Origin of the sequence: Antarcticibacterium flavum (assembly GCF_006159205.1) — a bacterium.
Classification (GTDB): domain Bacteria; phylum Bacteroidota; class Bacteroidia; order Flavobacteriales; family Flavobacteriaceae; genus Gillisia; species Gillisia flava.
Window position 1 is genome coordinate 1,491,401 of sequence record NZ_CP040812.1, and the last position, 19,601, is coordinate 1,511,001.

Here is a 19,601-nt window from a genome sequence, read left to right on the forward strand (position 1 = left end):
AAAATTTAGCCACCGAATGAAAAATTTAGATAAGCTTTCGTAAGCCTAGACTTTTTTGCTTCTTTTTTGGGCGATGCAAAAAAGAAGGAGCGGTCCTATGAAATGGGATTAGACTCACCCTCAAAATATAGAGAATAATGAGCACTTTTAAAAATATGTCAATGGTAACTTGTTTCAGGATCTAATGGAATCAAGTTCAGGTGCTATTTATTTCTTCCTGGAATTTGGAATTTGGTGCTTGGTGCTTGGTGCTTAGAATTTGGTGCCTGGAATTTGGTGCTTGGAATTTAAAATTAAGATTACACGGATTTTAGCGGATTACACGGAGCTTTTTTTAGTTTCCCGGAATTAATTTGGGATCTTAGTGCTTTATCTAATTATAAAGTCTTCTTTTATATAATCTCCCTTAGATATTTTATTAAGCCGATAAACGAACATTAGAAACAGGAAATTTGCATTTATCCGGGGTTTTTAAAAACAGCATATGAAACCAAACATCATCTCCAAACTCTTCCTTTTCGCCGGCCTCAGCAATATCCTGGGGGTTCTTATTTTCTCGAAATTCTTTACAAACAGTGTATTATTGTCGGCACAACCGGCAGTGATGAGTTATTTTGGCCTTATCTCCATAATACTATGGGGCCTGGCCTATATTTCAGTCCGCAACACCTATGCTGCGGTTCCCTGGTTACTTGCAGTTTTTACAATTGAAAAAGCGGTGTATGTCCTTGTATGGCTCAGCTGGCTGTTCTCAAATTCCCCCGGCAATTTATATGATCAGGATACCTTCGCCGGATTATTCTTTAGCATCTATGGCGTCAATGACCTTTTCTTCGGAATCTTTTTCGGGTATGTTTTTCTGAAGGTGAGGAGGAGTCGTCTTTAGTCGTTAGTCGTTAGTCTTTAGTCGTTAGAAAAGTTGTCCGTTGTCAGTTGTCAGTTGTGGGTTGTCGGTTTGGTGTTTGAGAAATGTTTTCCGTTTACCGTTTTCAGTTAAGTTATATTTTTGGAATTTGGAATTTGGAATTTGGGATTTGGTGCTTGGAATTTGGAATTTGGAATTTGGTGCTTGGAATTTGGGGTTTGGTGTTTAAGGTTTGGGGTTTGGTGTTTGGCGTTTGGTTTTTTACTTCTTTTCGGTCTCTCTTCTCTCTTCTCTCTTCTCTCTTCTCTTGTTTCTTGTTTCTTGGCTCTTGTTTCTTGACTCTTGTTGTAGCCTGGTTCTACACTTTCTGTCCTCTGTCCACTTCTATCTCTAAAACATTTTTAACCACCACCCTGCAAGAAATATTGAAAATGAGCGTTATAGGATTTCATCAATCAAACATCACTCATGCTTAAACGATTTTTTATTTTCTGCTCCGGGGCAGATACTAAGATCCTCGACTCCTGTTCTCCCGGCGAACAAACAAAATATGCAGGCATAGGCGCCACTGTTTTCTTTACGGCAGTGATGGCATTCATTGCTTCTTCCTATGCGCTTTACACCGTATTTGATAATGCTCTTACGGCAGTTTTATTCGGTTTGATCTGGGGCCTTCTTATTTTTAACCTGGACCGGTTTATTGTCTCCACTATCAAAAAGAAAAACAACTTCAGGAGTGAGTTAGTGCAGGCCACCCCGCGGATCATTCTGGCAGTGATCATCGCGATCGTGATCGCAAAACCGCTGGAGCTTAAGATCTTTGAGAAAGAGATCAACCGGGTGCTACTGGAACAAAAGAATGATATGACCCTTGCAAATCAGGAGCAGATCGCCACCCAATTCACGCCGAAGATAAACGCGCTTACTGCGGAAATAGCTTCTTTGAAAGAGCAAGTGGTTGTTAAGGAAGCTGAAGTCAACGCCCTCTACAGCACCTATATCACAGAAGCTGAAGGTACCGCCGGAACCGGAAAATTAGGTAAAGGCCCGGTATATGCCGAAAAAAGGCAGAAGCATGATGCAGAGTTGCTAACTCTCAAGGAATTAAAAGAAACAAATGCCGGGAAAATTGAAGCTGCGGAAGAGGCGATTGCTTCCCTAAATCAGGAAAATCAGGCCAGGATCAATGAGTCACAACCTGTTATAGATGGTTTTGACGGACTCATGGCGCGGGTAAACGCTTTGAACAAACTGCCGCTCCTGCCCTCTTTGTTCATTATGTTCTTGTTTTTGGCGATTGAGACCTCCCCTATTATCGCCAAGTTGCTATCGTCAAAAGGAGCCTACGACCTGAAGCTGGAAGAAGAGGAAAATGCACTGCAAACCTGGGTCTCACAGCAAATACAGCAGCGGGAACTCATTCTTAAAACAGATGCCGAAGTCAACAACCGGGTGTATGCAGACATTGCCGAAGAACAGGAACTGTACGACTATAAGCGAAAAAAGGCACGCGAGCTTATGCAGCTGCAGGCAGATGCTTTTTATACGAAACATAAGCAGGTTTTGGGTTAGAGATTGAAACATTCTATTTGGCGACAAGTAGCAGGTAGACTGGAATAGAAAAAATATAATAAACCCTTATAATCTCTTGATTGACATAATCCTTTCTTCAAATGAATTTTTATAAAGAGACCTACTTTTTAACCGGGTTTTATAAGAATAAATCGTAGCTACAGAGATCTCCAGAAATTCAGCTACCTGTTGATTATCCTGGATACCTAACCGGTAAAGCGCAAAGATCCTGAGTTCTGTGTTGAGTAACTCCCCTTTTTTTCTTTCTCTTCTTTGGTCTGGTGGAAAAAGGTTATTGAATTCTTCTATGAATGTGGGAAAAAGCTTTAAAAAAACTTCATCAAATTGATGGAAAAGATCATTCCTTTCTTTTTGAACACTATATTTTTTCAGGATAGCCAGCACCTCTTCCGGCTGCCTGGTCTTGATTTTTTGCCTGGTACTTTTTTGCAGATGGTCCATTTTATGAATCAATCCTGAGGTAGCCTTTAGAAAATAGGTGATATAATCCTGTTTGATCGCATCGGCTTCCAAAAGATTCAGGTTCGTCTCTTCTAACTTATGGGTATATTCACTTAAAGCAGTTCTGGCTACATTTTTAGCTTTGAGTTGCTTCAGGATAATATATAGAAAAATGATTACTATAAATGCCAGGAAAGCAAGAAGCACCACTACCCTTACCAGGGTGGCATTCTTTTGTTCAGCTTTAATTAGCTGTGCCCCCTCAATAATTGGAAGTATGGATGATATTTCAATTTTTCTGTGCCTTGCGTTGTAAAAAGTAGCATCCCGCATAGCAGAATGTACATAGGTATTGGCCTTCTCAAGTTCTCCTACATTATAAAGTTCAGTAGCAAGATTACGGAGGGCTATATTTTCTTTAGTTGCACTTTGCACATCAGATATTGCTGCCAAAGCGAGATACTCTATGGCCTTTTCAAAATTCCCTGTTTGTGAATAGATAAAACTAAGGCTGGAAGTTGCGACCCCATAAAGATCGGGAGGTAAGTCATAAAAATCTATCCAGTAATGAAAAGCCTCCCTGGCTTTATCCCATTCCTGTTGCTTTAACCACATAAGACCTACAGCAGACCAGAAATTTGAAGAATTTGGTTCAGCGTAAACCAGGGCTTCTTCCAGATACCGATTTCCCTGCCGAACGTAATTAATTCTGAACCTTGGGTCATCATTATAATTGGCCATATCAAAATAGGCCCTCGCCATTATAAAATAATAATCAAATTTCGTCTTGTCATCCAGCTTATTGGGGTCAATAGTACTGAGTACATCAAGGGCTTCTTTAAATAAGCCGGAAGACAATAGAACAAACCCTTCCTTTATGCCGGTTTGTGCCACCAGGATATCATTATCCATTAACAACGCCAACTCCTTGGCTTCCTCTATATAATAATAAGCAGAGTCGTATTTAAATGACTTGTATTCTTCAAAAAGTTTTAAATAGGATGAGTAGAGATCGCGGGTATCGCTCCTAAGCAGATTTTTTTGAACTTCATCCTGTAGATTTGAAATCTTGGAATGTTTACTCTTAACATAGGAATCTTCATTTTTTAATTCCTCATCAAGTTTTTCCAAAAGAGGCAGATATTGTTGAGCCATCAGGAAATGGCCAAACAAAACAAAACATCCACATAACCAATCTCTCCTTTTCAATGCCCGAATATATTTATAATTTCTTTAACACTCTATGAGCCAAATATAATGAAAAACTCCACTTTTCCTAAAATTCGTTAAATTAAAACCTTGATTTAATATTGATTTCTACGTAAGCTTATTCCCAATAAGTCGTTTATTTTCAATATTTTATCAATGAAACGGATTCATAAACACCTTGATTTTTTCTTCACAATTTCTATAACACTATCATAGTATATAAGTTTGGTGTTCATTAATCTTTTTCCTGAACGAAAACGATTTCTCATTATTCCTAAAGGGAAATAAGTTTCAGAAAAATGAACAACGTTTAAATAATATGGAACAAAAACTATCAGAAAGAAAGGTCAATTTCTTTTGCCTCTCAAAAACGAAAACAATTTTCTTCGTTTTGTTACTGTGCATTATTTGCCACTCAACAAATGCTTTTGCGAAAGCTGCTGTCCATAGTGACCCAATTGGCAAAGATCTATTACAGCAAACTGTAGGGGGAACTGTTGTAGATGAAAACGGATTACCGGTCCCGGGTGTAAACATCATTGAAAAAGGGACTACCAATGGTGTGATTACAGATTTTGATGGAAATTATTTAATTGAGGTCACCACCCAAAATGCTGTTCTGGTATTCTCCAGTGTAGGTTTTGAAACACGGGAAATTACAGTGGGGGACCAGGCATCCATAAATGTGACACTTTCTGTCTCCGTCGATGCACTTAGTGAAGTAGTAGTGATAGGATATGGTACGGCCTCCAGAAGGGATGTTACTGGCGCCATTTCTTCAATCTCTGAGGAGAACCTTAACCAGGGAGCTATTACCAATCCATTACAGCAAATATCCGGGAAGGCAGCAGGGGTGGTCATAAATCAGACGGGGAGTGAACCCGGATCATCACCCAGTGTACGAATAAGGGGTATCACCTCCTTAATTGGTGGTAATGATCCTTTGGTTGTAGTAGACGGAATACAGGGAAATATGGATCTGCTCAACCAGGTACCACCAAGTGAAATCGCGTCTATAGATATTTTAAAAGACGCATCGGCCACAGCCATTTATGGTTCCAGGGGTGCCCCGGGAGTACTTATAGTCACCACAAAGAAAAACAGGGAAGGCACTTCTTCCCTGGAATATACAACAGCAATGTCCCTGGATTTCATTCCAAAAAAGCTGGATATGATGGATGCGAACCAATGGTGGGAACAGGCCAGGATAAACAATGTTCCTGCCTCTGCCAACCACGGCTCCAGTACAGATTGGTTTGACCTGTTGACCCAAACAGGAGCTACTCAAAACCACACGTTATCATTTGGAGGCGGTACAGGGAATTTCAATTACAGGGCTTCCGTAAGTGCAATTTTGCAGCAGGGAATCGTGATCAACTCCAACAATGAGAGGTATATTGGAAGGATACAAGCTACCCAAAAGGCTCTCGATGACCGTTTATCGCTTACCATGAATTTAAATAGCGGTATTAATAATACAACCAGTAGTGTACAGAGTATAGGACGAGCGGCTTTCACCTCTAACCTTATATCAAATGCGTATGTGATGCGCCCTACAGACCCCGTTTTGGATACAGATGGCAGCTATTATATGGATCCTAACGTTTTCCAATATTTAAATCCTTATGCTGTTGCCCAAACTGTTGTGAATGAGGGGAAAAATAATAATCTATTTGCAAGTTTAAATGCAGATTTAAAACTGTTTGACGGGTTTTCTACCGGGTGGTTCGGTAGCTGGAGAAAAACAGATTATACTTCTGGTTTCTTTCTTCCGGTAGAATCTACAGTTGCTGCGGCAATAGATCAGAATGGTTTTGCCAATGTGAACAACAACAGGCAGGATGAGAAATTGATGAATGTTAGTCTAAAATATACCAACAGGATAGGCGATCACAATTTTGATGGACTTTTGCTTTATGAATGGCAAAATCAAACATACCAGGGGAATTACCTGCAGGCAAGGGGATTCCTTAATGACCTCACTACTTATAATGCTTTACAACTGGGGGATCTTTCCAGCGTAAGGCCGGGTGATATTTCATCATATAAAAATGACCGTACCCTTATATCTTTTCTGGGCAGGTTAAACTATACATTTTTACACCGCTACCAGTTAACTTTAAGTATGCGAAGGGATGGTTCCTCTGTTTTTGGGGAAAACCACAAATGGGGTAATTTCCCATCTGCAGCCGTAGCCTGGCACATTGACCAGGAACCATTTATGGCCAACCAGGAACTCTTTGATCAATTAAAACTTCGGGGAGGTTATGGAATAACAGGTAATCAACAGGGGTTATATCCCCAGAGTTCTCTTTCTTTAGTGGGTGCAGCCGGTGTTACCTATTTTGGTGGAAACCAGATCACAAATTTTAATATCATACAAAATGCGAATGAAGATCTGCGCTGGGAAACCAAAAAACAAACGAATGTTGGTTTGGATTTCTCATTACTTAATGGAAGGTTAAGCGGTTCTATAGATGCGTTTACTGCTACTACAGATAATTTACTTTTCAATTATACAGTACCTCAGCCTCCTTTTCCACATAACACTATCGCTGCCAACGTGGGGAGCGTATTGAACAGGGGATTGGAAACCGTGCTTAGCTATGATGTTATAAGCACAGATGATATGACCTTTACTTTGGCTGGTAACCTCTCCCTTTTACAAAACCGGGTGCTAAACCTAAGTGGTAGCATTAACGGGGTTGACCTTAACACAAATTATGTGCCCTGGGGACCAGATTCCTTTTTGATTGAAGGACAGCCCATTGGAACATTTAATATCCTACAGCACGCAGGTGTGAATGAGGTGGGGGCAGAGATAGTAGAAGATCGAAATGGAGATGGAGTTATAGACATGGGCGCCCGGAGTCCGGACAGAGCATTACAGGGTGCAGCCTTACCTACTCATACCTACGCTATAAATCCTTCCTTCAGGTATAAAAACTTTGATGTAGCCATGGTGTGGAGAGGATCTGGTGGTAACAAGGTCTTTAATGGTTTAAGGGCAAACTTAAGTTATATGGAGAACATTGGAAGATCCAACCTTTTAACCAGTGCTGTACCATTGAATATCTATACCTCCCAGTACAGCTCCAATTTGTGGCTGGAAAACGGATCTTTCCTGAGATTGGAAAATCTTACGGCAGGGTATAACTTCTTTTTTGACAATAAAAATATTGAATCTGTGCGTGTATCACTCACCGGCAATAACCTGGCTTTATTCACACAATACACAGGTATAGACCCGGAACTTAATTTAAGTGGTGGTAGTGGATTTGGTGGAGATAATGGGATTTATCCCCGTACCAGAAGTGTAGCACTAGGACTTACAGTAAAACTTAAATAATAAAAAAATGAGAACACAAACTATACTAATTGCACTATTTTTAAACCTCTTCTTGTTGCAGGGGTGTACAGATGTAGGTGAACGGGTGTATGACAAGTACCCTGCCGATGAATTTTACGGTTCTCCAGAAGGGGCAGATGTTGCTTTGGCAGGAGTTTATTCACAAATTGGAGGTAACTGGGGTGGTGTAGGTTATGCCGGGGCAGACAATGGCTGGTATGACCTTAACTCAATGAGTGCAGATGAGCAGGTAATTCCTCACCGTACTACAGGGGACTGGCAACTGGATTTTGCAAGGCTCTATAAGCACGAATGGTTGCCTACAGATTTTATTATTAACAACACCTGGAACTGGTTGTATGAATCTGTTTTTAGTGCAAACCTGGCAGTGGAGCAGCTGGAAAACTCTGGTGCTGAACAGGCAAAAGTTGCTGAAGCCAAAATTCTACGTGCATTTTTTTACTATCTGTTAATGGATGACTTTGGTAATGTGCCGTTCTATACAGAAAATAACATAACCGTTGAGGAATTGCCGCAAATAGAAAGAGCAGAATTGTATGATTTTATTGTTTCTGAAATTACTGAGAATGTAGAAGACCTTCCAACAACAAAGGGGGGATCCTTCTATGGCCGATTCAACCGATGGGCAGCCTATGCCCTGTTGGCAAAGGTTTATATGAATGCTGAAGTTTACACAGGGGTGCCGCAATATGCTGAAGCACTTGAAGCTATAGAAATGCTGGAACAGGGAGGATTTTCACTTCACCCGGGTGGTGCCAGTGAATCCAGCCCGCTGGGTTACCGCTATTATGAATTGTTTGGTGACACCATGCCGGAGGATGAAACCATACTTGCAATTTTTGTGGAAGCGAATATTGTATCAAGAAACATTTTTACAGTGCGTAGCTTAAGCGGCCCGCATGCACAGGCGTTATTTGGATACAATGGCTGGAATGGAACTATAGTCCCTACAGCTTTTTATGAGAAGTACAGTGATAATGACATCAGGAAGCAGCAATTCCTGGTGGGGCAACAGCCCGGGGGAGTAACTTATTCTACCCAGGTGTTATCCTTAGACAATCCCGGGGCAGCTCCTTTTGCAGGTGTTCGCAATATAAAGTTTTACCCGGTACCACCAATGGATGGCGGGGGAGCTTCCAACGATTTCCCTATATATCGTTATGCAGATTTCCTTTTAATGAAGGCAGAAAGTCACGTGAGACTGGGAAATGCGGGCCAGGCTAAACCTTTTATTGATGCCGTAAGGCAGCGTGCAGGGCTGGAACCCCTGGCTTCAAATCCAACCCTGGAAGATATCTACCTGGAAAGGGGTTTTGAACTTAACTGGGAAGGGCATCGAAGACAGGATATGATACGGTTTAACACCTTCCTGGAGCCCAATGACTTCAGGGGAGCTTCGCAGGAATTCAGAAAATTATTCCCTATTCCTACTTCGGCATTAAATGCCAATCCTAACCTTCAACAAAACCCCGGCTACTAAATATATATATTATGAAAAGATATTTAAATAAATTAGTTTTTTTAGGACTGGCTCTCTTCATGTTCGGGTCTTGTGAAAAGGATGAGGAGCTCACGATGCTGCAGCCGGTTCATTTTACTGCGGCCCCTGTAGCTTCACATAATAATATTGTATTAGAGCAGGAAAATATGGATCAGGCAGTCCTGAACATCTCCTGGCCGGAGGTCACATATCCTATACAGGCTCCCGTTACATATAACCTACAATTCACCCGCCCAGCAGATACCGTAGGTGTAAATGGCTGGGCAAATGCCATAAATGCAGAGGCAGGAGTGGATGTGCTAAGCAAGACCTTCATGGGCAGGGATTTAAATGAACTGGCAAAAGATCTTGGACTGGAAGATGATGTAGAAGGTGAAATTGCGGTACGGGTACAATCCTACATGGATAGGAGAATCTCTTCTGAACCCTTAATAATAAGTGTGACGCCATTTACACCGGAAGTTGCAACCGGAGAAATTTACCTTCCCGGGGCATACCAGGGGTGGGATCCCGAAACTGCCGCAAGCATACCTGCAGTAGAAAATGGTATCTATCGCGGTTATTTAAATTTACCATCCCAGGATGCTCTCGATTTCAAAATAACCCTGGACAGAAACTGGACAGAGAATTACGGCCATGACGGGAATGGAAACCTCGTATTTGATGGTCCTAATCTAAGCGTCCCAGAACCAGGATTTTACGAGATCACTGTTAACTTTAACACCATGACCTGGACAGCAACCAAAACTTCCTGGGGAATTATTGGAACAGCGACTGAGGGTGGCTGGGATGCAGATACAGATATGGTTTTTGATTCTGAAAGACAGGTATGGGTTTATACCGGCGAGCTTCAGCCGGGAGCATTAAAATTTAGGCTTAATGACAGCTGGGAAATCAATTATGGTTCCAGGAACAATGAAGAAGGAATAGCTTACCTGGATGATCCGGGTGCTCATGATGTTACAGAGGCAGGTTTATATGAAGTAACCTTCAGCATTGATCCTGAAGATAACACCAGGGCTTTTTACTCCATTGAACCTATCGTTTGGGGAATTATTGGTGATGCTACTGCAGGTGGTTGGGATACAGATACCCCAATGACGTGGAACAGTGATACAGGAGTATGGGAAGTAACTGCCGATCTTACACCGGGAGCATTAAAATTTAGAAGGAATAATGACTGGTCCCTTAATTATGGCCCGCGAAATAATGAAGACGGAATCCTTTATCTTGATGATCCGGGAGCACATGGTATAGAAGAGGCAGGCACCTATGACATCACCCTTACCTTGAATCCTGAAGATCCCTCTACCGCAACGTATACAGTAGACAGAACAACTAATTAGAAAAATCAAAATGAATAAAAAGATAAATAAAATGAGAAATTACATCAATGTATTATTCATCTTCCTGGGAACGACATCTCTTTTATCCTGTCAAACATCAGATGATGAAATAACAAGAGGAGGGCACCAGGAATACGAACAATACGGCACAGCATTTCAGCAGGTGCCAGATAGCCGGGACGTTTCCATGTACCAGGTAAACATAAGAGCATTTAGTGAAGAGGGAACTTTTAATGGAGTGATAGACGGGCTGGATCACATAAGTGACCTTGGGGTGAATGTCCTGTACTTAATGCCGGTATATCCTGTAGGTGAAGAAAGATCTGCCGGGGGACTTGGTTCTCCTTACTCTGTTCGCGATTACTATTCAGTAAATCCGGAATTTGGCACTCTTGAAGATCTACGTAACCTGGTAGACGGGGCACACGAAAGAGGAATGGCGGTAATTATGGACTGGGTTCCTAACCATACAGCATGGGATAATGAGTGGATCACTACCAATCCAGAATGGTACCAACAGGATGAAGAAGGCAATATTATACATCCACCGGGAACAAACTGGCAGGATGTTGCGCAGTTGGATTATTCAAATGATGAATTGCGCGCAGCTATGAAAGATGCTATGTCCTATTGGATCTACACTGCAAACATAGATGGATACAGGGTTGATGCGGCAGATTATGTTCCACATAGTTTCTGGGCAGAAACCGTACCTTTCTTAAGAAATATTAAAAACCAGGACATGATAATGTTTGCTGAAGGTTCAAGAAAAGATCACTTCAGGGCAGGTTTTGATTACATTTTCGGCTTTAATTTCTTTGACCATTTAAAGCAGGTTTTTGTAGATAATGCTTCTGCTACTGTGTTACAAAATTCGTTTGCAACAGAATATGAGAATGTCTATGACGACACAAAACGAGTGGTGAGATACACCTCCAATCATGACGTTAATTTATCTGACGGTACCCCGCAGGAACTTTTTGGCGGAGACAGAGGTTCCATGGCTGCTTTTGTAGTTGCCGCCTATATGAAATCTATTCCTATGATCTATAACGGGCAGGAAATAGGATGGAATGAACGCCTGGAATTTTTCTCCAGGGATCCTATAAACTGGAATGCAGCAAATAATGAGCTGCTGGAAGAATATAAGGATATCATCGAATTCAGAAACAATAGTACAGCGATAAGAAGGGGCGAATATAACGGGTACAGCAGTGAACATGTGGCTGCCTTTACCATGAGCACAGAGGATGAGACAGTGCTGGTACTATCAAACCAAAGGAACAGGGAAAACAATTTCATCTTCCCTTCTACCCTGGCCGGCACGTCATGGGAAGACATCTTTAATGGCGGTACTGTTTCCCTGGAGTCACAAATTACCCTGGAACCATTTCAATATCTTGTATTAAGAACAGGAAATTAAATTAACCCTTATTTTCAGGTGTCCTGATTTAGCGGGGCACCTGAAAATTATTATTTATTAAAAAATGTTTTATAAAAAAGGTTATTCAGCATTTCAGTTCCGGCTTAAAGTAGTCTGGACAATGCTGGCAGCACTGGTAACTGTATGTTCTGTACAGGCACAGGAGCTCTCATCTCCCAATGGAAATTTACAATTAGAATTTAAACTACAGGAAGGCGGTGTCCCATCCTATACATTGACCTATAAAAACAAGCAGGTCATTTCTCCAAGCCGTTTAGGCCTGGAATTAAACAACCTACCTTCTTTCATGGATGGTTTTGAAATTATTGATACACAGGAGAATTCTGTCAACGACTCCTGGAGCCCGGTATGGGGTAAGCAAAGCACGATTGAGAATAACTACAATGAATTACTGGTAACCCTCTCTCAAAAGGAGCACAATAACAGGTACATCAGGATCAAATTTAGATTATTCGATGACGGGCTTGGCTTTAGATACGAATTCCCTAAACAGGAGGAATTAAATTATTTTGTGCTTAAGGAAGAACATACAGAATTTAATTTGACCGGTGATCACAAAATATTCTGGATCCCGGGTGATTATGACACCAATGAATATCCTTATATGACCTCCACAATTTCTGAAATTCCGGGGCTTATGGAGGAAGCAACGGTACAAATTACCGCCCAGCGACCTATAGATAACCTGGCGGTACAAACGCCTTCTATGATGAAGTCTTCAGACGGGATCTATATAAACATCCATGAGGCTGCCCTGGTTAATTATCCTGCAATGAATTTAAATGTAGATGCTGAAAATTTCCACTTCAGCACTCATTTAACTCCGGACGCAGTAGGGAATAAAGGATATCTACAAACCGAAACCTTTTCTCCCTGGAGGACTGTTGTTGTAAGTGATAAGGCTACAGATATTGTTGCCTCCAACCTTATACTCAACCTCAACGAGCCTACAAGTTATGAAGACACCTCCTGGATCACCCCGTTAAAATACATAGGGATATGGTGGGAATATTTTGTGGAAGGAAAAAGTACCTGGGCTTATGGAACAGAGACCAATGTAAAACTGGACCAGGATTTTAATGAACTCACCCCCAGCGGGAGGCATGGTGCCACTACTGCCCACGCAAAGGATTATGTGGACTTCGCAGCCAAACATGGTATTGATGCCGTTTTAATTGAAGGATGGAATATTGGATGGGAAGACTGGATAGGCAACTGGAAAGAAGAAGTTTTTGATTTCACGACCCCGTATCCAGATTTTGATGTGGAAGAGGTTAGGGATTACGCAGCCTCAAAGGGAGTAAGGATCATGATGCACCATGAAACCTCCGGTGCTGCCACCAATTATGAGCGCAGGCTTGACAGGGCGTTTCAGTTCATGAAGGATAATAATTATAATTCGGTTAAAACAGGATACGTAGGCCAGATCATTCCGCGGGGAGAACACCACGACGGCCAATGGATGGTGAATCATTACATACATGTGGCAAACCGCGCTGCAGATTATGAGATCATGATCAACAGCCATGAAGCTGTACGTCCAACCGGATTACACCGTACCTACCCCAACTGGCTGGCACAGGAGTCTGCCAGGGGAACAGAATTTGAAGCAATGGGTGGGCTGGACCCGGACCATTCCACCATCCTTCCCTTCACGAGATTAATGGGCGGGCCAATGGATTACACTCCCGGAATTTTCCAGACAGATCTTTCTTATTATGGCTCCGGTAACCAAAGAGTGAATACCACCCTGGTAAAACAATTGGCTTATTATGTTACCATGTACAGCCCGTTACAAATGGCTGCAGACCTTAAAGAAAACTATGAAAGGTTTCCCGATGCTTTTCAGTTTATTAAGGATGTAGCCGTGGATTGGGATGACAGTTACTACCTGGAAGCTGAACCCGGAGATTACCTCACTGTTGCACGTAAGGCGAAAAACAAAAATGAATGGTACGTTGGTGGAATTACAGATGAGAATGCCAGAACTTCCACCATATCCTTTGATTTCCTTCCACCCGGAGAAACTTATATCGCTACTATTTATGCCGATGGAAAAGATGCCAGCTGGAATGAAAAACCTCAAAGCTATAATATTCGAAAAGTGAGGGTAACCTCAAAGAGCAAATTAAAGCAGCAACTGGCACCCGGAGGTGGCTTTGCTGTTAGCATTAAAGAGGGTACAAAAGAGGAAATGAAAGGTTTGAAAAGGTTGTAATTAGCCTTAAAAGGTCCATTTCAAATAAGTAAAACTTCCGCCGGTTAACGCTGCGGAAGTTTTTTTTCTCCTTCTAAAGAGAGCTTTCTAATAATGTGAGCTTTCTAAAAAAAGGCCACTTTTCAGCGGCCCTTTTAATTGTTTAATCTCCTCCGGGAGGTTCCTCTTTAGGATCTGTTTTGCTGTCCTCACCATCGCTGGCATAAACATTGGTTCCGGGATCTGTGAGATCAGCCAAATTTTCTTCAGTACAGGATATCATAACTGTACTACAAAGGAGTATACACATAATTAAATATACTTTTTTCATGTTTTTCTATTAAAAATTAGACATAGGATTACCTGCACGGGATTCCGGTGGGTGTTATGAGGTAATCTGTGAAACCCGTAATGGGCAATTGTGGGAAGTAATGATCCGGTGCGACAGCAAAAAGCTACTTCCCGGTGGCTATGCCGGCCGCACGGATCATTTTATAAAGAAGAGCTGCGCGTACCCCTGGATTGCAGGTCCCGGAGGTTACTCTTAATTACACAGCAAAGAAATGAGGAAAGGGATGAAGACAGTAGGACAAAGGCGGGACAATTGTAGGACAGCTTTGTCTTTACGGTTTTCCATAAATTATTAGCTGAGTTTTTTTTACTTTTAAGACCATCATGATCAATCAATTATTACGGGATGCTTTTTTAAAAGCAGGGGAAATGACAGGAAAGGATTCGCTTAATGGCCGGGCAGAATTCATAGCTGAAAGTATTTGGGAAGAAAGTAAATTCCAAATTTCGCCTAAGTCGCTTATTCGCTATTACAAAAGAGAATTCACCCCCACACGGGAGACACAGAATTTTTTGGCAATATTTCTAGGATTTGAAACTTATGAAGAATATGTCCTGGCTTCAACTGCAAAGAAAGAGAAAGTTATGATCGAGGAAGTGGGCCGAAAACCGGTAACCCATAGCAAAAGGAAAAGATTATCCATACTTCTATTGCTAATACCTGTTATAGGAATTTCTGCCTATGTTGGATATACAGGGGGTATTGAAAAATGCATGACCTGGGATGAGAATCATTATATTGAAAAAAGATGCACAGGTGCCGCTGTAGAAACAGCACTTAATCCTTATCTACTGGAAAATTTTAAAAAAATCCAGGTTACAGATACCACTACATTTTTTAAAAATGGAGAAGTGCAGGTATGGTATGATAAAAGCAATAATCAACTAGACTTTTTTACTGCACCGGGAATACATCCTGAAAATGGTAAGACATTAAAACCCATAACTAAGTATATGGTTGAGAAGTATATAAGGAATTAACTCCAATCTAATTCATTTTAAATCTCCTTCTTAATGAAAGCCGAAAAAAATCACTAATAGTTATATCTTTAATAATTCACAACCTTTAATACTTTAATATGCCTTATTACTACGTAAACCAACAAAAACAAGCTAACGGTGATAATGAAGTTCATAAAGATACCTGTAGTTACTTACCTAATCTATTAAACAGGGAGTTTTTAGGCTTTTACAGTAACTGCCGGGATGCTGTTGCTAAAGCAAAGGAAAGATATCCAAGGGCGAATGGTTGCTACCATTGCTCGTTTCCTTGTCACACCACCTAAATATAATTTTGACTTAAGTGCTTTGAACTGTTCCCATCAATTCCATGGAGAAATTATCCTTGGCCTGGACATAAGCCACTTTGGGAATGACGCGTGCACCTAGTTTTCGCTTTTCAAAACTGGCACTAAATCCTAAGTCTACCTGTTGGAATTTTAACTCCCGGGCTCTTTTAATGGTTTGAAAAAGTAACTGCCGGTAAATATTATATTCTCTTGAGAAACTATAATCCATACCAATAAAACTTGGGGAATAGGTAATTCCTAAGTTCTTATAGCAAAACATCACCCCCACCGGCTTTCGTACGGGCCTGGGATCTATATCCTCGCGTAGTTGCAGGACAATAAATTCCCAATTAGGATGGCTGGCCATTTTGGTAAATAAATCCCTCGGGAAGGTAAAAGTGTTTAACCCAAAATTCTGCTCCTTCACATTTTTATAGAGTTCAAAATATTGGTCAATTTTTTCCAATGTAGGAGTGTCAATAATTTCAACCTCAAATTTTTTCACAAAGGAGGCAACTTCATTTTTAAAATGCCTTCTTGATCGACTCGACAAACTATTCACGAATTCCTCCTCTGTTTTCCAGGAGAGGTTATCCATAATGCAACTTTCCGGCATAGTAACGGGAATAAAACCTTTATTGAGGAATACTTCTGCTATTGGATTATTTTCTTCAAAATCACGCAATACCAACATGGCTGCACCTGCATGTTGTTCAAGATCCTCTGTATGTAAGAAAAATAATTTTAAGGCATCTTCTCTTTCCTCATGGTTCCAATCCAAGTATAAATGCTCACCCTCAGTAAAGAGAGAGCCCAATGCAAGAACTTTGGAAGACATGTAATATGGTTCCATTTTTCTTCTTTCTTCGAATTGTAAAGAAACAGAAACTGGTGCAAGCATGTCATCCTTCCATAAACCTTCTGTGAAAAACGTTGCGAGTATTATTCTACCAGTCTTATCCTTAATAAGGAAATAATGAAATTTCCAATTGTGTTGCGGGAGATTTTCATTGCTGAATACCTGTTCCAAAAATTTAAGCCCTTCCCAGTCAAAGGTACTATGCCCACCAAGAACACTGTCCCATTCTTCTTTCTCAATTTTTGAGATAGAGTTTTCTTTTTGGACCTGTAAATTAGTTTCAATCGCTATAATATTTGGAAGTTCTTTCTCTGGCATTTTAAATGCCCTTCTAACTCTTCCAGGTGTAGTATGGGTGTCCTCCAGGCTTTTTGGATAATGGTAACACATTGCTTCTACCAGAGCCTCCATCTCTTGGTTCTGGTTGTGACGGGAGATAGTAAGTCTTACACCGGTATTTTTTACAGGAACAGCGGGATATATTCCAAGATTTACAAAGAACCCTTCTCCCATAAGTCGTTTCACAAAATTATAGCCTGTAACCGGCATTCCCGTGCCTATATAAAATACAGGGGAAGAGTTTTTCTCAATAAGAGGCAGCTGTGTTTTTTCAAGAAGGTCATTGAAATAATTAATTTTAGAATTTAGTTCTTCCTGTAGCACATAAATTTCCGGTGAGAGATGGATATCTGCAGATGCAGATGCCGCCGCGACTGATGCCGGCTCTAATTGTGCAGAAAAAGTAAGCGGTCCACCAAAGGTTTTTATTTTACGGTGAAGATCCCGGTTTGAACAGGACATTAAAGCCCCGCTTGCTCCAAAAGTTTTACTCAGGGTACCAATTAAAAGAACATTCTCTGGCAAGTTACCCTCTAATTCCCCCATTACATAGCCGGTACCGTTTTTGCCCCGCCAGCTCATCCCGTGCACATCATCAAAATAAAAATGAAGCTGCGGATATTTTTTTCCAAGTCTCATTAATTCCTTTACAGGAGCAAAGTCACCGTACATCGAATAAACCCCATCTGCCATATACCATATCTTTGAGACCTTATTGCGAAGTTCCTTTATTTTATCTTCAAGCATCTCAAGATTATTATGGCGAATCATTTCCACGGGTACACCTCTTGTTTTAAGAACCTGTACTGCGTTCTGGACACTCCAATGGACCTGGTGATCCAAAATGACTGCATCTTCATCCCTAACAGCAGTAGGAATAACAGCGATATGGCCAAGAGTGCTATTTTTTGTGATTACAACAGGGTTGCCGTACATCCTGGAGATCTTTTCTTCCATTTCATCATAGAGGGGGTGGGATACATAAGTACGTGAAAGAGGAAATTGAGTTCCTAATTTCCAAATTGCATCCATTCCTGCTCGTTTTAACCGTTCATCCTGCTCCAGGCCCAGGTAACCTGTAGTTCCAAAATGAAATAAATCCCTTCCTTTAATTTTTATAGTTCTTCCGGAAAGGACTTCATCCTGTGAGAACAGGTGCAATACTCCTTCTCGTTTAGCATTCGAGAAAACCTCATCTACTGTATCCAAAAAATTATTGTGTCTAATTTTTGCCATCGCTCACTTATTAAATAGAATAACTCTAAGCTAAATATTGAGGAGAAGCAGGTAAAGGAAAAATTTAAAATAATATCAAAAATTGACTTATTTGACAAGTAAATTGACTTTTAAGACAACTTTCATATATTCTTAAACCTCTAATTTTATAATTATTAGTAATTTATGTAAATGCTTTCTTACATACCCCCGGCCCTACCGTGTATTTAAAAATGATACTATGGAAAAAAAATACTTTGAGAATGAAAGGGTTCGTATTAAAATAGAGACCGGCATACTCTACTTTGAATATTTGCCTAATACGGTTTTAACTCTTGAGGTGGCAAGGAAAATTGTTGCGGCAAGACTTGCCCTTCAGGAAAATAAATCCTATCCCATATTTTGTGATATAAGGGGTATAGATGCTATAGACAAGCAGGCCCGGGATTACCTGGCAAAAGAGGGATCAATACTGGCCAAAGCCGTGAGCTCCCTTGCTCTTGAACCTGTTTCAACCAGTATAGTGGAATTTTATATTCAGACCAGTAAACCCAGGATCCCCACAAAAATATTCACCAATAAATTTTTGGCTCTTAAATTCCTGGAGCAGTATAAAGACTAAGAAAATGGAATGATATGGAAAGAGAATTTAACCTTAAGAATATGCGGGAGATTTTTAGAATGATTGTAGAAGTGGCAAAAGGAAATTTTGCTTATAAGATACCGCGCTCCAATTACAGGGACCTAATAGAGGCGTTAAGCCAACGGCTCAATATGATGGCAGAGGACCTTCGTGAAAATTTAAACCACTTGAGTTACGTAAATCCTCACAGGAATTACCAGCACATTCACAATATGTGTTTTCTTCTGGATGACGCTCAAAACATCACCGGGTGTAGTCCAAATGCTTTAAAATTACTAAACAGGGAGCAGGAGGAAATAATAGGAAAAGCTTTTGATACCATATTAAGCAGGGAGTCTATGCCGGTTTATAATGAAATAAGGCAGGCGATTAATAAAAATGAACTTTCCAATTCTTCCTTCCAGTTGGAGTATGTAACCGGCGACAATCTCCTGGTTCCTGCCAAATGCTTTGTGTTACGCATGGTTGATGAACAAGGGCCTACCGGAGAATACACGGTAAGCTTTTTTACAACTATTGTTCAAAAATCGGACGATACAGCTATTCACCAAAATGGAAATTCAAAAAAGAAGATGTCAAACTGGGATATAAAAGCAATACAAAGTATCCATGATTATATTTCCCATAATTTCACCAATCCTCTATTATCTAATAAGGAACTTGCCCATATGTTTGATATTAATGAGCATAAATTAACCTATGGTTTTAAAACGCTTTTTGGGTTCACCCCGTTTAAATATTTTACTGAACTCAGGCTACAGGAGTCTAAGACATTGATTAGAAATACGAATAATTCCCTGGAAGATATCTCTGAAAGTATTGGGTATACCTCCTATCCACATTTTTCTAAAGCATTCAAGCGAAGGTTTGGTTATTCTCCCATTGTTTTAAAAAGAAATCCAGATCATCATGGAGACGATAAATAAGAAATAGTAAAAT

13 protein-coding genes are annotated in these 19,601 nt (G+C 40.6%); 10 read left to right on the forward strand and 3 right to left on the reverse strand.

What is annotated here, in order from left to right; genetic code table 11:
- Positions 1-484 precede the first annotated feature (484 nt).
- On the forward strand, positions 485-886 hold the full coding sequence (locus FHG64_RS06175) for a hypothetical protein (RefSeq protein WP_139065608.1): 402 nt from the start codon (positions 485-487) through the stop codon (positions 884-886).
- Positions 887-1,333: 447 nt separating this feature from the next.
- The gene (locus tag FHG64_RS06185; RefSeq protein ID WP_139065609.1) at positions 1,334-2,437 is read left to right on the forward strand and encodes a DUF4407 domain-containing protein; all 1,104 of its coding nucleotides are present in this window, start codon (positions 1,334-1,336) and stop codon (positions 2,435-2,437) included.
- A gap of 66 nt (positions 2,438-2,503) precedes the next feature.
- Here the strand turns inward: FHG64_RS06185 and FHG64_RS06190 are convergent, their stop codons facing one another.
- The gene (locus FHG64_RS06190; RefSeq protein ID WP_246054311.1) at positions 2,504-4,108 is read right to left on the reverse strand and encodes a DUF6377 domain-containing protein; all 1,605 of its coding nucleotides are present in this window, start codon (positions 4,106-4,108) and stop codon (positions 2,504-2,506) included.
- Between the two features lie 319 nt (positions 4,109-4,427).
- On the opposite strand from FHG64_RS06190, the gene FHG64_RS06195 reads away from it, so the two are divergent.
- From FHG64_RS06195 to FHG64_RS06215, 5 genes are all read left to right on the forward strand, one after another.
- A complete protein-coding gene (locus FHG64_RS06195; protein ID WP_139065610.1) occupies positions 4,428-7,457 on the forward strand; it encodes a SusC/RagA family TonB-linked outer membrane protein in 3,030 nt (1,009 codons plus the stop codon).
- 7 nt (positions 7,458-7,464) lie between these two features.
- Positions 7,465-8,958: a RagB/SusD family nutrient uptake outer membrane protein gene (locus tag FHG64_RS06200; protein ID WP_139065611.1), complete on the forward strand. Its 1,494-nt coding sequence runs from the start codon at positions 7,465-7,467 to the stop codon at positions 8,956-8,958.
- Positions 8,959-8,969: 11 nt separating this feature from the next.
- On the forward strand, positions 8,970-10,325 hold the full coding sequence (locus FHG64_RS06205; protein ID WP_139065612.1) for a SusF/SusE family outer membrane protein: 1,356 nt from the start codon (positions 8,970-8,972) through the stop codon (positions 10,323-10,325).
- Positions 10,326-10,356: 31 nt separating this feature from the next.
- Positions 10,357-11,748 (forward strand): alpha-amylase family glycosyl hydrolase, encoded by a 1,392-nt coding sequence (locus FHG64_RS06210; RefSeq protein ID WP_139067904.1) that lies wholly within the window; start codon positions 10,357-10,359, stop codon positions 11,746-11,748.
- Between the two features lie 121 nt (positions 11,749-11,869).
- The gene (locus FHG64_RS06215; protein WP_218937574.1) at positions 11,870-13,987 is read left to right on the forward strand and encodes a glycoside hydrolase family 97 protein; all 2,118 of its coding nucleotides are present in this window, start codon (positions 11,870-11,872) and stop codon (positions 13,985-13,987) included.
- Positions 13,988-14,129: 142 nt separating this feature from the next.
- Here the strand turns inward: FHG64_RS06215 and FHG64_RS19150 are convergent, their stop codons facing one another.
- Positions 14,130-14,297 (reverse strand): hypothetical protein, encoded by a 168-nt coding sequence (locus FHG64_RS19150; RefSeq protein ID WP_168191326.1) that lies wholly within the window; start codon positions 14,295-14,297, stop codon positions 14,130-14,132.
- 344 nt (positions 14,298-14,641) lie between these two features.
- Between FHG64_RS19150 and FHG64_RS06220 the strand changes: the two genes are divergently transcribed.
- The gene (locus tag FHG64_RS06220; protein ID WP_139065614.1) at positions 14,642-15,298 is read left to right on the forward strand and encodes a hypothetical protein; all 657 of its coding nucleotides are present in this window, start codon (positions 14,642-14,644) and stop codon (positions 15,296-15,298) included.
- A 318-nt stretch (positions 15,299-15,616) separates the two neighbouring features.
- Here the strand turns inward: FHG64_RS06220 and FHG64_RS06230 are convergent, their stop codons facing one another.
- Entirely contained in the window at positions 15,617-18,040 is a 2,424-nt protein-coding gene (locus tag FHG64_RS06230) for a bifunctional aminotransferase class I/II-fold pyridoxal phosphate-dependent enzyme/GNAT family N-acetyltransferase (RefSeq protein ID WP_139065616.1), read from the reverse strand.
- A 220-nt stretch (positions 18,041-18,260) separates the two neighbouring features.
- Here FHG64_RS06230 and FHG64_RS06235 point away from each other — a divergent pair, with 220 nt between their 5' ends.
- Together FHG64_RS06235 and FHG64_RS06240 are read left to right on the forward strand one after the other, a co-directional pair.
- Positions 18,261-18,641 carry a DUF7793 family protein gene (locus FHG64_RS06235; RefSeq protein WP_139065617.1) on the forward strand — a complete coding sequence of 127 codons (381 nt, stop codon included), beginning with the start codon at positions 18,261-18,263 and terminating at the stop codon, positions 18,639-18,641.
- 14 nt (positions 18,642-18,655) lie between these two features.
- Positions 18,656-19,588 carry an AraC family transcriptional regulator gene (locus tag FHG64_RS06240; RefSeq protein ID WP_139065618.1) on the forward strand — a complete coding sequence of 311 codons (933 nt, stop codon included), beginning with the start codon at positions 18,656-18,658 and terminating at the stop codon, positions 19,586-19,588.
- Positions 19,589-19,601: the final 13 nt, after the last annotated feature.

What these genes read in the sequence shown, in the direction of transcription:
- FHG64_RS06235 (WP_139065617.1), top strand. Translation starts at nt 18,261, where the DNA reads ATGGAAAAAAAATACTTTGAGAATGAAAGGGTTCGTATTAAAATAGAG.
- FHG64_RS06240 (WP_139065618.1), top strand. Translation starts at nt 18,656, where the DNA reads ATGGAAAGAGAATTTAACCTTAAGAATATGCGGGAGATTTTTAGAATG.
- FHG64_RS19150 (WP_168191326.1), bottom strand. Translation starts at nt 14,297, where the DNA reads ATGAAAAAAGTATATTTAATTATGTGTATACTCCTTTGTAGTACAGTT.
- FHG64_RS06195 (WP_139065610.1), top strand. Translation starts at nt 4,428, where the DNA reads ATGGAACAAAAACTATCAGAAAGAAAGGTCAATTTCTTTTGCCTCTCA.
- FHG64_RS06185 (WP_139065609.1), top strand. Translation starts at nt 1,334, where the DNA reads ATGCTTAAACGATTTTTTATTTTCTGCTCCGGGGCAGATACTAAGATC.
- FHG64_RS06200 (WP_139065611.1), top strand. Translation starts at nt 7,465, where the DNA reads ATGAGAACACAAACTATACTAATTGCACTATTTTTAAACCTCTTCTTG.
- FHG64_RS06220 (WP_139065614.1), top strand. Translation starts at nt 14,642, where the DNA reads ATGATCAATCAATTATTACGGGATGCTTTTTTAAAAGCAGGGGAAATG.
- FHG64_RS06215 (WP_218937574.1), top strand. Translation starts at nt 11,870, where the DNA reads ATGCTGGCAGCACTGGTAACTGTATGTTCTGTACAGGCACAGGAGCTC.
- FHG64_RS06205 (WP_139065612.1), top strand. Translation starts at nt 8,970, where the DNA reads ATGAAAAGATATTTAAATAAATTAGTTTTTTTAGGACTGGCTCTCTTC.
- FHG64_RS06230 (WP_139065616.1), bottom strand. Translation starts at nt 18,040, where the DNA reads ATGGCAAAAATTAGACACAATAATTTTTTGGATACAGTAGATGAGGTT.
- FHG64_RS06210 (WP_139067904.1), top strand. Translation starts at nt 10,357, where the DNA reads ATGAGAAATTACATCAATGTATTATTCATCTTCCTGGGAACGACATCT.
- FHG64_RS06175 (WP_139065608.1), top strand. Translation starts at nt 485, where the DNA reads ATGAAACCAAACATCATCTCCAAACTCTTCCTTTTCGCCGGCCTCAGC.